Consider the following 14,931-nt stretch of genomic DNA (forward strand, 5'->3'; position numbering starts at 1 on the left):
CTCTGTTTCCTCTCATTCAAGGACGTTCTTCCATGACGATGAACCGTGTCGCGCGCCTGGTGAAACGCCCCGCCCCGGGGCTCGTGACGCCTGAGTGTTTCGAGATCGCCGACGAAGCCGTGCCGGAGCCGGGCGATGGCGAGTTTCGCGTGCGCGCCGAATATGTCTCGCTCGACCCGGCGATGCGCGGCTGGATCAACGAGGGCAAGTCCTACGTGCCGCCGGTCAGCCTCGGCGAGGTCATGCGCGCCTTTTCCGCCGGCACGGTCGAGGCCTCGCGCCATCCCGACTTCAAGGAGGGCGATCAGGTGGTCGGCCTGTTCGGCGTGCAGACGCACGCGATCTCCGACGGCACAAGGGTGCAGAAGGTCGATCCGGAGATCGCCCCGCTTCAGAGCTGGATCGGCGGCCTCGGCATGCCGGGACTGACGGCCTATTTCGGCCTGCTGCGCGTCGGCGCGGCGAAGGAAGGCGACACGGTCGTCGTCTCCGCCGCGTCCGGCGCGGTCGGCTCGCTCGTCGGGCAGATCGCGAAGCTGAAGGGCTGCCGCGCTGTCGGCATCGCCGGCGGTCCGGAAAAATGCCGGGCGCTGATCGAGGAGGACGGGTTCGACGCGGCGGTCGACTACAAGGCCGGCGATCTCGGCGCGCAGCTCGACGCCGCCTGTCCGAACGGCATCGACGTCGATTTCGAGAACGTCGGCGGCGACATTCTCGATGCGATCCTGCCGCGCATGAACCCATTCGGGCGTATCGCCGTCTGCGGTCTGATCTCCGCCTATACGGCGACCTCGCTGCCGCCGGGGCCGAAGAACATCCGCTTCGTGCTGACCATGCGGCTGAAGATGCAGGGGTTCATCGTCTTCGACTTCGCCGAGGACAACGCCACCGCGCTCGCCGATCTCGGACAGTGGGTGAAGGCGGGCAAGCTGCGGCTGCGCGAGGATGTGCGCGAGGGCGGCGTCGATGCCTTCGTCGACACGCTCAACCTGCTCTACACCGGCGGCAATTTCGGCAAGCTCAGCCTCAAGGTCTGAGTGCTGACGCTTCGCCCGCGCCATCGTGATGACACGATGGCGCGGGCATGCTTGGCCCGGTCGAGGCGCGAGACTGGGAGGCTGCCGTGGTGAAACATCCGGTCATGGGGGGCATTGGCGCGCTGGCGCTTGCGCTTGTTATCGCGCTGGGCGCGGGGGCGCCCGCGATATCCGCGCCGCTCGATGCCGCCTGCCTGCAGCGCATCAAGGCGCAGGCGGTGAAGGAAGGCGTCAGTCGCGCGACCGTCGACCGGGCGCTCGCCGGCGCCGCCTTCGACGAAAAGGTCAGGCGCTTCGCCACCAGTCAGCCGGAATACAAGACGCCGATCTGGGACTATCTCGCCTTCCTCGTCGACGAGGAGCGCATCGAGGACGGCGCCAGGATGCTGCGGCGGCACGAGGCGACGCTGGCCCGGGTTCAGAAGACCTATGGCGTCGACGGCTACATCGTGCTCGCCGTATGGGGCGTGGAAAGCGACTACGGCCAGTTTCGCGGCGATTTCCATGTGCCGCACGCCCTTGCCAACCTGTCGTGCGGCGGCCGCCGGGCGCGCTACTTCCGCTCCGAGCTGATCCATATCCTGAAGATCGTCGATCGCGGCGACGTCGCGCTCGCCGACCTCCAGGGCTCCTGGGCCGGCGCCTTCGGCCAGACCCAGTTCATGCCCTCCACCTACCGCCGGCTTGCGGTCGACGGCGACGGCGACGGCAAGCGCGATCTGGTGAACTCGGTCCCCGACGCGCTCGCCTCCACGGCGAATTACCTGAAACAGGCCGGCTGGGTAAACGGAATGCCCTGGGGCTATGAGGTCAAACTGCCCGCCGGCTATTCCGGCCCCTCGGGCCGCAAGACGCGGGCCAGCGTCAGCGACTGGGGCAAACGCGGCGTCACCCATCTCGATGGCGCGGCGCTCAAGGGAGAGGCGTCGGCGGGTCTGCTGCTGCCGGCCGGGCGCAACGGGCCGGCCTTCCTCGTCTTCAAAAATTTCAACGCGATCTATTCCTACAACGTCGCGGAAAGCTACGCGCTGGCGATCTCCCATCTCGCCGACCGGCTGCGCGGCGCGGGCCCCTTCGCCACGCCCTGGCCGACCGACGATCCCGGCCTGTCGCGCGCCGAACGGCTGCAGTTGCAAAAGCTCCTCCTGCGGGCCGGCTATGACATCGGCGAGGCGGACGGGCGCGTCGGACCCGCGACGCGCGCCGGCATCCGGCAGGCCGAGGCGCGCTTCGGGATGGAGGTCACCGGACGCCCGGGCCGCAAGATCTACGAGAAACTCGGCGGGCGCTGACGGCCGGCCGTCCCCTCAACGCTTGCCCGGAATGCCCTGGAAGGCGTCGGCACCCCAGATCCGCTTGACTTGCCGGTCGCGGCCGCAGGACCAGCGGTAGAACCGGTAGCGGTTGGCGCTCTTCTTGTAAAAGTCCTGGTGATAGTCCTCGGCCGGGTAGAACACTCCGGCCTCCAGGATCGGTGTCACGAGGGCGCGGCCGAGAGCGGTCTCGGCCTTTTTCATCTCGGCGGCCGCCGCCGTGCGTTGGGTCGCGTCGCGCACGAAGATCGCACTGCGATAGGACGGGCCCCGGTCGCAGAACTGGCCGCCCGCATCGGTCGGATCGATGCTGCGGAACAGGGCCGCGACAAGGTCGGCATAGCTGACCCGATCGGGATCGAACCGGATGCGCACCGCCTCATAGTGCCCGGTGCCACCGCCGGTGACCTGTTCGTAACTTGGATCGGCAAGCGTGCCGCCGGTGTACCCCGAAACCGTCTCGAGCACGCCGGGGATACGGTCGAAATCGGATTCCACGCACCAGAAGCAGCCGCCGGCGAAGATCGCCGTCTGCGGCTCGCCGGCCCGTGCCGGACCGGCCGTGGCGGTCAGCGCAAGGATCAGCACGAGCGCGCGCAAACCAGGCGGGATCAGGAATCGAAACATGGATGCCATCCTTTCATGCGGCGGTCAGTGTGCCCGACGGACCGCCCGCCGCAAGGGGGCGGACGATCACGATCCCGGCAAGGCGGGCGGCGTGGGATGCGCATTGCCGGGGCACACGCCTTGGGCTACCGTCCGGGCGAAGCGCATTGGTATGACAAGGAAATGCGACGGCAGGGGACGACGGAGCGGCATGGGCACGCAGATGGATTTCAAGGCCGTGATCGACGGAGAAAGCTGTGCCGCCACGGCGGGGCGCTGGATCGAGATGCTCGCGCCCGCCACCGGCGAACCCTTCGCGCGCGTGCCGCGCGGCGACGCGGCGGATGTGGGACGCGCCGTGGTGGCGGCCCGCCGGGCGCTGGAGAGCGACCCCTGGGCCGGAATGCCGGCCGTGGAGCGCGGCCGGATCCTGTCGCGGCTGGGGCAGCTGATACTCGAGCAGGCGGACGAGCTCGCCGCGCTGGAAAGCCGCGACACGGGCAAGCCGCTGCGCCAGGGGCGCGCCGATATCGCGGCGGCCGCGCGCTATTTCGAGTTCTACGGCGGCGCGGCGGACAAGGTCGCCGGCGAGACGATCCCCGTGCAGTCCGGGTTTCTGGCGATGACGCTGCGCGAGCCGCACGGCGTCGTCGGCTCCATCGTGCCCTGGAACTACCCCGCGCAGATCATGGCGCGGGTCGCCGGTGCCGCGCTCGCCATGGGTAACACGCTCGTCATGAAACCGGCGGAGGCGGCGTGCCTGTCGGTTCTCAAGATTGCCGAGCTTGCCCTGGAGGCGGGGTTGCCCGCCGGCGTGTGGAACGTGGTGCCGGGCTACGGCGAGGAGGCCGGCGCGGCGCTCGCCAATCATCCGGGGCTCGATTTTCTCACCTTCACCGGCTCGCCGGAGGTCGGCACGCTGATCCAGACGGCGGCGGCCAAGAACCGCATCGGCTGCACGCTGGAGCTCGGCGGCAAGTCGCCGCAGATCCTCTTCGCCGACGCGGATTTCGAGGCGGCGCTGCCGGTCGTCGTCAACGCGATCGTCCAGAACTGCGGACAGACCTGTTCGGCCGGCAGCCGGCTGCTGGTCGAGGCGAGCGCCTTCGACCGCGTCGCGGAGGCCTTGCGCCAGCGCTTCCGCGGTCTCGTCGCCGGTCCCCATGACCGCGATCTCGATCTCGGACCGCTGATCAGCGCGGACCAGGCGCAGCGCGTCGCCGCGTTCGTCGCCGAAGCGCGGGAGGCCGGGATCCCGCTGATCGGCGAAGGCACGATCATGCCCGACAGCCCGCCCGGGGGGTTCTATCAGCCGGCGCGGGTCTTCGGCCCGGTCCCGGCCGAGGCGCGGCTTGCCCGCGAGGAGGTCTTCGGCCCCGTGCTGGCGATCACGCCGTTTCGCGACGAGGCCGAGGCCATCGCGCTCGCCAACGGCACGGACTACGGGCTGGTCGCCGGGGTCTGGAGCCGGGACGGGGCGCGCTGCCTGCGCGTGGCGCGCGCCGTGCGCGCCGGTCAGGTCTTCGTCAACGGCTATGGCGCGGGCGGCGGGGTGGAACTGCCCTTCGGCGGCGTGAAGAAGTCGGGCCACGGCCGCGAAAAGGGGTTCGAGGCGCTGCGCGAGTTCTCGGTGATCAAGACCGTGGTCGTCAATCACGGCTGAGGTGCTCAGGGCTGCGATGGCGCCGGTGCGGCCGGCGGAATGACAACGCCAGGGGGAGGCGACATGGGAGATCGGTTGGCGGGCAAGGTGGCCCTTGTGACGGGCGGCGGCGCGGGCTTCGGCGCGGGGATCGCCAGGCGCTTCGCGCAGGAAGGCGCCCGCGTGATCGTGGCGGATCTGGATGAGACGGCCGCGGCCCGGGTCGCGGAGGAGATCGGACCCGCCGCGCGGGCGGTGTCAGCGGATGTCGCCACGCAGGCGGGCGCCGAGGCGATGTGCGCGGCCGCGCAAGAAAGCTTCGGCGGCCTCGACATTCTCGTCAACAACGCCGGCTTCACCCATCGCAACGGCTCTTTGCTGGAGGTCGACGAGGCGACCTTCGACCGCATCTTTGCCGTCAACGCAAAGGCGATCTATCTGGCCGCGCGGGTCGCGGTGCCGATGCTGGCCGCCCGTGGGGGCGGGGCGATCCTCAACACCGCCTCGACGGCGGGCCTGCGGCCGCGCCCCGGTCTCACCTGGTACAACGCGTCCAAGGGCTGGGCGATCACCGCCACCAAGTCGATGGCCGTGGAACTGGCGCCGCAGGGCATCCGCGTCAACGCGCTGTGTCCGGTCGCGGGCGACACGGGCATGCTGGGGCTTTTCCTGGGCGAGGACACGCCCGAAAAACGCGCGCAGTTTCAGGCGACGATCCCGCTCGGACGCCTGTCGCGGCCCGACGACATCGCCAGCGCCGCGCTGTGGCTGGCGAGCGACGAGGCCGCCTTCATCACCGGCGTGGCGCTGGAGGTCGACGGCGGGCGCTGCATCTGAGGCGCGCGCCGTCCCCGGTCTCAGGAGGCGACCACCCGGTCGCGCCCTTTGCGCTTGGCGGCATAGAGATGGACGTCGGCGGCCCGGATCGCGTCCTGAAGCGACAGGGCGCTGCCGTCGCTGAGACCGATGCTCAAGGTGACGCTGTCGAGATGCGCAAGATCGCCCGCGAGCGCGGTCAGTGACTTCACGCGCTCGCGCAGCCGGTCGAGCGCCTCGCGCGCCGGCTGCTCCTCGAGGTCGGGCAGAATGATGCAGAATTCGTCGCCGCCGAGCCGCGCGGCGAAGGCGCCTTGCGGCAGCGAGGCGTCGATCGCCTCGCCGAGCAACCGGATCAGCTCGTCGCCGGCCTCGTGCCCGTAGCGGTCGTTGATCGACTTGAAGCGGTCGATGTCGATCGCCGCGACGCGGACCGGCAGACCGGCGCCGCGCTTGCGCGCCAGCATCGCCGCGCCGTGCGAGAACAGATGGCGGCGGTTGGACAGACCCGTCAGCGGGTCGCGGTTGGCGAGATCGTCGAGCGTCTTGATCCGGTCGAGCGTGTCGAGGTTCTGCGAGATGCGCAGCATGAACTCTTCCGGCGTGCAGCTCTTCGGCAGAAAGTCGTTGGCCCCCGACTTGAGAAAGCGGGCGATGACCTCCGGCCCGGCGCGTGCCGACAGGCCCACGACCGCGACCCTGTCCATGCTGTAGCGCGCGCGCAGGCTGCGCAGCAACTCGAAGCCGTCGACCCTGGGCATCAGATAGTCGAGCACGACAAGCCGGAGGTTTTCCAATCCGTCGAGCTTGGCCATTGCGTCCTCGCAGCTTGTCGCGGTGTGCACCCGCAGCTGGTACAGGCGCAGCCGCCGCGCGACCGCCTCCAGGTCGATGCGGCTGTCGTCGACGACGAGGGCGTCGATCTGCCGGTTGGCACAGATGCGCTGAACGAGCGAGGTCACATAGGCGAGCGAGGTCGGGTTCTCCTTGAGGATGTAGTCCACGACGCCCTTCTCCAGCAGCGCGGCGCGCAGCTTGTCGTCGAACCGTCCGGAGAACACGATGGTCGGGATGCCCCGCGCCAGGGCGACGTCGACGATCTCGCCGTTCGGCGCATCCGGCAGGGTCAGGTCGAGCAGCGCCACCACCGGGGCGACGTCGGCGCGTTGCAGCAGCCGTTCGGCCTCCGCGCGATTGGGGGCCGATACCACCTCCATACCCTCGATCGCGTCGAGCTGGCGACGGATGACCCGCTCGAAGAAGGCGGTGTCTTCCACCAGCAGAACCTGTTTATTCATTATATGTCGCTCTGTTCTTTCTACCTTTCGTTGAATTTTAGGTTTTTTGAGTAAAAGAAGGGTTCCCCGATGGGGCTTTATCTCGATTCGGAACAAAAAAACCGGGCCGAGCGGCCCGGTTTCTTGGACGCCGCGCGTGGCGGCGGTGCGCGGCGCCGGTCTTCGTTCAGGCGGCGACCTTGACGTTCACCTTCGCCCTGGTGTTGGCGAGCACGTCCTCGACGGTCACCCCGTCGGCCAGCTCGATCAGGTCGAGACCGTCCTCGGTCACGTCGAACACGCCGAGGTTGGTGATGATCCGGTTGACGCAGTGCACGCCGGTGAGCGGCAGGGTGCACTCCTTGAGGAGCTTGGGATCGCCGCTCTTCGACGTGTGATCCATGATGATCACGACGCGCTTCACGCCGGCGACCAGATCCATGGCGCCGCCCATGCCCTTGACCAGCTTGCCCGGGATCATCCAGTTGGCGAGGTCGCCCTTTTCCGAGACTTCCATCGCGCCGAGGATCGCCATGTCGATATGGCCGCCCCGGATCATGGCGAAACTCTCCGCCGACGAGAAATAGCTCGTCTGCGGCAGCTCGGTGATCGTCTGCTTGCCGGCGTTGATGAGATCGGCGTCGATCTCCTCCTCGGTCGGGAAGGGGCCCATGCCGAGCATCCCGTTTTCTGACTGAAGGGTGACGTGCATGCCGTCGGGAATGTAGTTGGACACGAGCGTGGGAATGCCGATCCCCAGGTTGACGTAGAAGCCGTCCTGAAGTTCCTGCGCCGCGCGCCGCGCCATGTCATCGCGAGTCCAGGCCATCGTTCGTCTCCTTGTCCTCAGGCTTCGCGCGTGGTGCGCTTTTCGATCCGCTTCTCGTGGGTGCCCACGATGATGCGGTCCACGAAAATGCCCGGCGTGTGGATGTCGTTCGCGTCGAGTTCGCCGTTCTCCACGAGTTCCTCGACCTCGACGACGGTGACCTTGCCGGCGGTCGCCATCTCCGGATTGAAGTTGCGCGCGGTCTTGCGGAAGATCAGGTTGCCTTCCTTGTCGGCCTTCCAGGCCTTCACGAGCGACAGGTCCGCGACGAGCCCGGTTTCCATGATGTAGGTCTCGCCGTTGAACTCCTTGTGCTCCTTGCCCTCGGCGATCATCGTGCCGACGCCGGTCTTGGTGTAGAACGCGGGGATGCCCGCGCCGCCGGCCCGGCAGCGCTCGGCGAGCGTGCCCTGCGGGTTGAACTCCAGCTCGAGCTCGCCGTTGAGATACTGGCGCTCGAAGGTGGCGTTCTCGCCCACATAGGAGGAGATCATCTTCTTGATCTGACGCGTCTGCAGCAGCAGCCCCAGCCCGAAGTCGTCGACCCCGGCATTGTTGGAGATCGCGGTGATGTCCTTGGCGCCGGAGTCGCGCAGGGCGACGATCAGATTTTCCGGGATGCCGCACAGGCCGAAGCCGCCAGCCATCACCGTCATTCCGTCGAACGTCAGTCCCTCAAGCGCGGAAGCCGCGTCGGGGTATACTTTACTCATGGGGGTCTCCTTGCACCGGGATGCGTGTCGCCCACGCCTCCCACATGAACCGCTCGTCAGGCGCCTTGTGATATCGTCCCGGCGTCTCCATCTCAAGCGTCTTCCCGTCCGCGTGGGTGTCGCGGCCTGACGGTTTCACCTTGAACCGTGGTGTGTTAGCGCCTATTGCGCAGGGCGGAAAGCCCCGCAGGAATCGATCCAACGTGGCAGGCGGAGGAAGACGGACATGAAGCGTGCCCTGGGACTGGCCCTGGCCTTCGCCGTCCTCGTCGCACTGGCCGCCACCTACGGTCCGGTCGCGCTGATGTCGAGCGACACGGTGCGCGCCCGCATCGAGGCCGAACTGTCCGCGCGCTTCGCGGCGCGCGTCGAGGTCGGCGCGCGGCCGCATCTGGCCTTCGTCCCCCGGCCCCGCCTTATTCTGGAAGGCGCACGGCTGCGCGACCGGGACGGCACCTGGACCCTCGCCGCCACCCGCATTTCGGCCCGTCTCGATCTGTCGGACCTGCTCGTCGGCGAGATCCGGCTCGCCGAGGCGCGCCTCGAGGGCGGGACGCTGCGTCTGGCGTCCGCGCCCGCAACGGCCGGTCCGACGTCGAGCGCGCGGGTGGCTCATCGCCTTCTGCAACATCGGGTGACCGTCGAGGGCCTGGCGCTCGCCGTCGGCGCGGACACGCCGCCGCTGCTGCGCGATCTGACCCTAGCGATCGCTCCGCGGGGGGCGGGGGCGAGCCTGCGCGGATCGTTCCGCATCGCCGACCAGACGGTGGAGATATCGGCCCGCCTCGGCGATATCGCGCTCCTGAGCGCACCGGGGTCGAGCGATCTTGCGGCGACCGTCTCCTCCTCGCTTGCCCGTCTCGAGCTCGATGGCACGCTGTCGGGGATGACGGCGGGCGAGCGCCCGCGGTTCGACGGGCGGGTGGACCTTGCCAGCAGCGATCTGCGGGGCATCGCCCAGCGGATCGGGCAGCCGCTGCCGGGCTGGGCTTCCTTCGGCGCCATGCGGGTCGGCGGGCGCGGGATCGCCGGACCGGACGGCCTCGATCTCGAAGCCGCCACGCTCGAACTCGACGGCAACACCGGCGAGGGACGCCTGGCGCTCGCGCTGACACCGGTGCGTCCCCGCATTCAGGCGACGCTGGCCTTCGACGCGTTCGACGGCACGGCCTATCTGCAGGATCTCGTCCATGCGCTGGCGACCGGCGACGCCTCCGTGCCCGATCCGGAGCGTCCGCTCTTCGGCAAGCTGAGGCGCATGGATGTCGATCTCAGACTGTCCACGGGATCGCTCACGCTCGGAGAACTCGAAACCGGACCGGCCGCGCTGACTCTCCTGCTGCAGGATGGCGACGCGTCGCTGGAGGTCAGCGAAACGCGCATCGCCGGCGGGGTCGTCACGCTGGCGGCGCGGGTGCGGCCGGATCAGGACGTCGGATACAACGCCACCCTGCGCGCCCGGGCGCGCGACCTCGCCCTCGCCGGGCTGCCCTATCTGGCAAGGATCGCGGAGATGCGCGGCGGGCAGGGGTCGGGGATGCTGGATCTCGCGGCGCGCGGGGCAAGCCTCGCCGATCTCCTGCGCGGCAGCAGCGGCCGGGCGGAACTCGCCTTGCGCGAGGTCGAGCTCCGCGGCGCCGATATCGATGCCGCGCTCACCCATCTGCAATCGCGTGAGGCGGTGCGGACCCCCGGCGGCACGTCGCGGCTCGAAACGGTCGACCTCGCCCTCGATATCGGCCCAAGGCGCATCGGCGTGACCCGTCTCGACGCGCGCACGCCGCGCCACGACGTGCGTCTGGCGGGCGCCATCGATCCGCACGGCTGGACGCTGGCGCTGAAAGGCAGCCTCGGCCCCGCGTCGGACGCAGCGCCCGCCTCCCCGGAAACGGCGCCGGACCCTGCTCAGGAAAGCACGGCGGCGACGGCGCCGGCTTCCGGAGGGGCTGCCGGAGGGGTTGTCGGAGTGGATGCCGGGACGGCTCCCGCAACGGGCCCCGCCTCCGAGGCGCCGGACCCCGCGTCGCCGGGAGAGGCAGGCGCGTCCGGCGCAGCGCGCGTGCCGGTCTTCCTGAGCGGCACGCTGCTGGCGCCGCGTCTGCTTCCCGACCTCACCGACGCCGGCGCACAGCCGGTGCACTGAGCCGCGCGGCTCCGCCGTCGCCCTGCATTCGGCGATCCTTGCCCGCGCAGCCGATGCGCATTTTGGTGTGCGCAGCCGATGCATTTCTTTGGTCGCGCAGCCGATGCGCGGTTTCTGCTCGCGCAGCCGATGCGCTTTTTTGGTCGCGCAGCCGATGCGCGGGAGCCCCGCCTTTCACGAAATATCAAGGCGCTTGCGGCCAGACTTATCCGCACTTGTGACGGGTCCGCCGCGCGCCTCCGGCTGCGCGGACGCGGAACGCCGTTGGTCGTGCGGAGATGGCAAAATGGTCGGAATGCCTCAGACGTCGGGTCGGACTGCCAGGGCCCGGGTCGGCGTGGAGCTCCATGCGGTGCGCGATGGCGCCGATCTCGAGCGTCTTTGGCGGCAGCTGCCGGAGACGGCTGTGGGAACGCCGTTCCAGTCCTGCGCCACCATCGCCGGCTTTCTGAACACCGTCGCCGCCGGCTGGCATGGCGAGATCAAGGTCGCGCTGCTGCGCTCCGTCGCGGGCGGCCCGGCCGAGCTGCTCCTGCCATTCTTCATCCACCGGCGCGGACCGGTGATGGTCGCCGAGGTGCCCGACCGCGGCCTGTGCGACGTGGCGGCCCCCGTCTTCGTGCCGGACAGTCCGGCGGCGGCGCAGTTCGCCGAGGCCTGGCCGGAGATCGTCGGCGGGCTCGGGGCCGATATCGTCCGCATCAAGCATGTCGTTTCGCGCGTGCGCGGTCACGCCAATCCGCTTGCGGGCGTCGCGGACATCGAGCCGGCCGACGAGGGCATCTTCGCCTTCGATCTGACCGGCGAGGCCTACGCGCGGGCGCGTGCCAAGCGCTCCGTCTATGCCGAGGCGCGACGCAAGCGGCGCAAGCTCGCGGAGATCGGCGACCTGCGCATCCATTTCGCCGAGACCCCGCCGGAGCGCGAACGCATCTTCGAAACGCTGATCGCCCAGGCCGGAGACCGGCTCGCGCGCTCAGGGGTCGACTACAGTCTCAACAGCCCGGAGATCCGCGCCTTTTATCACGCGTTGCTGTGCGAGGACGGGGGCGCGGACCGGGCCTGGCTCGCCGCGCTGGAACTCGACGGCGAGATCCTCGCCGCCACGGCCGCGCTGCACGACCGCGGTCAGATGACCGGCGTGCTCAACTCGATCACCTCCGGCGACAGGATCAGATACTCGCCCGGCATCGTTCTGATCGACTGCCTGCTGGAGCGCGCGCGCGAGGCCGGGATCCGCGAGTTTTGTTTCGGGAACGGCACCCAAGGCTACAAGGCCCGCTTCGGCGCCGAAAGCCTCGCGCTGCACACCTATTGCCGGCCGGTGACCCGCTTCGGCGCCGCCTGCCTGCGGCTGAAGGACATGTTCGGCAGCGCCGTCCTGCATCTCGGGCCGTCCGCCCGGAGCGGCGACGCCGGACAGGCGCCGGCCGTGTCCCCCGCGCCGCGCCTGCATTGAGGCGGGCCGCTCCAGGCCGCTCGCAGGCGAACCGCGCGGATCAGGCCTGCGCCTCGGCCCGGCGCATGTCGCGTTCCCGGCGCACTTCATGGCGCTTGGTGGCGATCGAGGTGGCGATCACGCCGACGGTGACCACCGCGACGAGGATCGTGCACACGGCGTTGATCTCCGGCGTCACCCCGAGGCGGACCTGCGAGTAGATCTTCATCGGCAGCGTGGTCGCCTCCGGCCCCGTGGTGAAGCTGGCGATGACGAGATCGTCCAGCGACAGCGTGAAGGCCAGCATCCAGCCGGCGATCACGCCGGGCAGGATGAGCGGCAGGGTGATCGAGACGAAGGTGCGCAGCGGCGGACAGCCGAGATCCTGCGCCGCCTCCTCCAGCGAGCGGTCGAAGCCGGCGAGCCGCGATTGCACCACGACCGCGACATAGCACATGGCGAAGGTCGTATGGGCGATCATGATCGTCCAGAACCCGCGCGCCTGGTCGATGGCGACGAAGAGCAGCAGCAGCGACAGCCCGAGGATCACCTCCGGCATGACGAGCGGGGCGTAGACCATGCCGGAAAACAGCGTCCGTCCGGCAAAGCGCCCCGACCGCGTCAGCACGATGGCCGCCAGCGTGCCGAGCACGGTGGCCACGCTCGCCGAGGTGAAGGCCACGCGCACCGTGACCCAGGCGGCGTCGAGCAACTGCTGGTTGTCCAGAAGCTCCACGTACCAGCGCGTCGAGAAGCCGCCCCACACCGTCACCAGCCGGGAATCGTTGAAGGAGTAGATCACCAGAAGCACGATCGGCAGGTAGAGGAAGGAAAACCCCAGTACCAGCGAGGTGACGTTGAACCAGCTCGGTCCCTGACGCATCACGAGGGCTCCCGTTTGGCGGCGGCGCGTGTCATCGATCCTTCTCCGCGCTGCGCTGCTGCTGGTTCTGGAAGAGCACGATCGGCACCACCAGAAGCAGAAGAAGGATGACGGCGACGGCCGACGACACGGGCCAGTCGCGGTTGGCGAAGAACTCGGTCCACAGCGTCTTGCCGATCATCAGCGTGTCGGAGCCGCCGAGCAGATCGGGGATCACGAATTCGCCGACGGCGGGAATGAACACCAGGAAGCAGCCGGCGACGATGCCGGGCACGGACAAAGGCACGGTGATCGTCCAGAAGGCGCGCCAGGGCGGGCACCCGAGATCGCTCGCCGCCTCCAGCAGGCTGGTGTCGAGCTTCTCCAGATTGGCGTAGAGCGGCAGCACCATGAAGGGCAGGTAGGAATAGACGATGCCGATATAGACGGCGATGTTGGTGTTGAGAATCGTCAGCGGATCGTCGATCAGCCCGAGCGCCATCAGAAGCTGGTTCAGCAGCCCCTCGTTCTTGAGGATGCCGATCCAGGCGTAGACGCGGATGAGAAAGCTCGTCCAGAACGGCAGGATCACCAGCATCAGGAGCGTCGCCCGCCAGGCCTTGGGCGCGCGCGCCATGCCATAGGCCAGCGGATAGCCGACGAGAAGCGTGATCGCCGTCGACACGCCGGCGATCCACACGCTGGAGAGATAGGACTTCCAGTAAAGGTCGTCTTCCGTCAGCCAGACGTAGTTCTCGAAGGAAAAGGCGGCGAGGGCGCTGCGCAGGCTCTCCCAGCCCTGCGCAAGGTCGATGGTCGGCGTGTAGGGCGGGATCGCCACCGCGATCTGCGACAGCGAGATCTTGAAGACGATGAAGAAGGGCGCGAGGAAAAACACCAGCAGCCACGCGTAAGGGATGGCGATCAGCAGCCAGCCGGCCGCTCCGCGCCGGGCCTTGCGCTTGCGCGCGGGCACGGCGAAGGCTGCCGCAGCGCCACTATCGGTCCGATCCGTCATGCCCGCTCCCCCTTTTCCCTGGTAAGCCGCCCCGCCTAGCGGGTGAGCACCATGCCCGCGTCCCGGTCCCAGGACAGCCACACGCGGTCTTCCCAGCCGATCGGCTTTTCCACGACCCGGCTGCGGTTGGCGACGGTGGCGCGCACGGTCTGATCGTCGACGATATGCGTGTGATAGATCGACACGTCGCCGAGATAGCCGATGTCCCAGATCTCGCCGGTCAGGCGGTTGACCGCACCCTCCGGCTCGTCGAAGCCGATGCGCACCTTTTCGGGGCGGATGGCGAACCACACGGTGTCGCCGATGCCGGCGTCCACCGGCTGCGCCACCTCGATGTCGCAGGCCATCGTGCTGGCGGCAAGCCGCGTCACCTCTCCCTCGCGGCCCGCGACCTTGCACTCCAGAATGTTGATATCGCCGATGAAATCCGCGACGAAGCGCGAGTTGGGCAACTCGTAGATTTCCGCCGGAGTCGCGATCTGGATGATGCGGCCCTTGTCCATCACCGCGATCCGGTCGGCCATGGTCATGGCCTCTTCCTGGTCGTGGGTGACGATCACGAAGGTCATGCCGAGATCGTGCTGCAGGTCGGTCAGCTCGAACTGGGTCTCCTCGCGCAGCTTGCGGTCGAGCGCGCCGAGCGGCTCGTCGAGCAGCAGCACCTTCGGTTTCTTGGCGAGCGAGCGGGCGAGCGCCACGCGCTGGCGCTGACCGCCGGAGAGCTGATGCGGCTTGCGCTTCGCGAAGTCCTGCAGCTTCACCAGCTTGAGCATCTCGGCGACGCGCGTCTCGATGTCCGGCTTCGCCATGCCCTCCTGCTTCAGCCCGAAGGCGACATTCGCCTCCACGCTCATGTGGGGGAAGAGCGCGTAGGACTGGAACATCATGTTCACCGGGCGGCGGTGCGGCGGCACGCCGGCGAGGTTCTGGCCGTCGAGAAGGATCTCCCCCTCGCTCGGCGTCTCGAAGCCGGCGAGCATGCGCATCATCGTCGTCTTGCCGCAGCCCGAGCCGCCCAGAAGCGCGAAGAACTCGCGCTCGTAGATCTTGAGGCTGAGGTTGTCGACGGCGGTGAAATCGCCGAACCGCTTGGTGACGTTTCGAAATTCGATGTAGGGCGTGGCGCTGGGGTCGTCCCAGGGCTGAAAGTCCCGCCGTACCGGCCCGATCGGTTTCTTCGCCAAGGATGCCCCTCCCACGCCCCTGATGGGTGACGGGCCCGGCCGGCGGCCGGGCC

At 68.7% G+C, this 14,931-nt stretch carries 13 protein-coding genes; 6 read left to right on the forward strand and 7 right to left on the reverse strand.

Features of this window, described 5'->3' with window-relative positions; genetic code table 11:
• The first annotated feature begins 32 nt into the window (after positions 1 to 32).
• Together ABL312_RS00720 and ABL312_RS00725 are read left to right on the forward strand one after the other, a co-directional pair.
• Positions 33 to 1,037, forward strand: a complete 1,005-nt coding sequence (locus ABL312_RS00720; protein ID WP_349359455.1) for an NADP-dependent oxidoreductase — start codon at positions 33 to 35, stop codon at positions 1,035 to 1,037.
• 104 nt (positions 1,038 to 1,141) lie between these two features.
• Complete coding sequence (locus ABL312_RS00725) at positions 1,142 to 2,329, forward strand: lytic murein transglycosylase (protein WP_374730194.1); 1,188 nt, start codon at positions 1,142 to 1,144, stop codon at positions 2,327 to 2,329.
• A gap of 15 nt (positions 2,330 to 2,344) precedes the next feature.
• Here ABL312_RS00725 and msrA read toward each other — a convergent pair whose 3' ends face one another.
• Positions 2,345 to 2,977 carry a peptide-methionine (S)-S-oxide reductase MsrA gene (gene msrA, locus ABL312_RS00730; protein ID WP_349359458.1) on the reverse strand — a complete coding sequence of 211 codons (633 nt, stop codon included), beginning with the start codon at positions 2,975 to 2,977 and terminating at the stop codon, positions 2,345 to 2,347.
• Between the two features lie 190 nt (positions 2,978 to 3,167).
• On the opposite strand from msrA, the gene ABL312_RS00735 reads away from it, so the two are divergent.
• Entirely contained in the window at positions 3,168 to 4,619 is a 1,452-nt protein-coding gene (locus tag ABL312_RS00735) for an aldehyde dehydrogenase family protein (protein WP_349359459.1), read from the forward strand.
• Between the two features lie 63 nt (positions 4,620 to 4,682).
• Positions 4,683 to 5,435: a glucose 1-dehydrogenase gene (locus ABL312_RS00740; protein ID WP_349359460.1), complete on the forward strand. Its 753-nt coding sequence runs from the start codon at positions 4,683 to 4,685 to the stop codon at positions 5,433 to 5,435.
• A gap of 20 nt (positions 5,436 to 5,455) precedes the next feature.
• Here the strand turns inward: ABL312_RS00740 and ABL312_RS00745 are convergent, their stop codons facing one another.
• From ABL312_RS00745 to ABL312_RS00755, 3 genes are all read right to left on the reverse strand, one after another.
• Positions 5,456 to 6,712 (reverse strand): diguanylate cyclase domain-containing protein, encoded by a 1,257-nt coding sequence (locus ABL312_RS00745; protein WP_349359461.1) that lies wholly within the window; start codon positions 6,710 to 6,712, stop codon positions 5,456 to 5,458.
• A gap of 166 nt (positions 6,713 to 6,878) precedes the next feature.
• Complete coding sequence (locus ABL312_RS00750; RefSeq protein ID WP_349359462.1) at positions 6,879 to 7,520, reverse strand: CoA transferase subunit B; 642 nt, start codon at positions 7,518 to 7,520, stop codon at positions 6,879 to 6,881.
• A 17-nt stretch (positions 7,521 to 7,537) separates the two neighbouring features.
• Entirely contained in the window at positions 7,538 to 8,233 is a 696-nt protein-coding gene (locus tag ABL312_RS00755; RefSeq protein WP_349359463.1) for a CoA transferase subunit A, read from the reverse strand.
• 226 nt (positions 8,234 to 8,459) lie between these two features.
• On the opposite strand from ABL312_RS00755, the gene ABL312_RS00760 reads away from it, so the two are divergent.
• On the forward strand, positions 8,460 to 10,376 hold the full coding sequence (locus tag ABL312_RS00760) for a hypothetical protein (RefSeq protein ID WP_349359464.1): 1,917 nt from the start codon (positions 8,460 to 8,462) through the stop codon (positions 10,374 to 10,376).
• 286 nt (positions 10,377 to 10,662) lie between these two features.
• A complete protein-coding gene (locus tag ABL312_RS00765) occupies positions 10,663 to 11,835 on the forward strand; it encodes a GNAT family N-acetyltransferase (protein ID WP_349359466.1) in 1,173 nt (390 codons plus the stop codon).
• 40 nt (positions 11,836 to 11,875) lie between these two features.
• On the opposite strand, the gene ABL312_RS00770 is transcribed toward ABL312_RS00765, so the two are convergent.
• Genes ABL312_RS00770 through ABL312_RS00780 form a run of 3 tightly spaced genes read right to left on the reverse strand, consistent with a single transcriptional unit; the run spans position 11,876 to position 14,878 of the window.
• On the reverse strand, positions 11,876 to 12,697 hold the full coding sequence (locus ABL312_RS00770) for an ABC transporter permease (protein WP_349359467.1): 822 nt from the start codon (positions 12,695 to 12,697) through the stop codon (positions 11,876 to 11,878).
• 31 nt (positions 12,698 to 12,728) lie between these two features.
• Positions 12,729 to 13,694, reverse strand: coding sequence for an ABC transporter permease subunit (locus tag ABL312_RS00775; protein ID WP_349359468.1), 966 nt, complete (start codon positions 13,692 to 13,694; stop codon positions 12,729 to 12,731).
• A 35-nt stretch (positions 13,695 to 13,729) separates the two neighbouring features.
• Positions 13,730 to 14,878 carry an ABC transporter ATP-binding protein gene (locus ABL312_RS00780; protein ID WP_349359469.1) on the reverse strand — a complete coding sequence of 383 codons (1,149 nt, stop codon included), beginning with the start codon at positions 14,876 to 14,878 and terminating at the stop codon, positions 13,730 to 13,732.
• Positions 14,879 to 14,931 lie beyond the last annotated feature (53 nt).

The sequence above is a fragment of the Stappia sp. genome (assembly GCF_040110915.1).
Classification (GTDB): Bacteria; Pseudomonadota; Alphaproteobacteria; order Rhizobiales; family Stappiaceae; genus Stappia.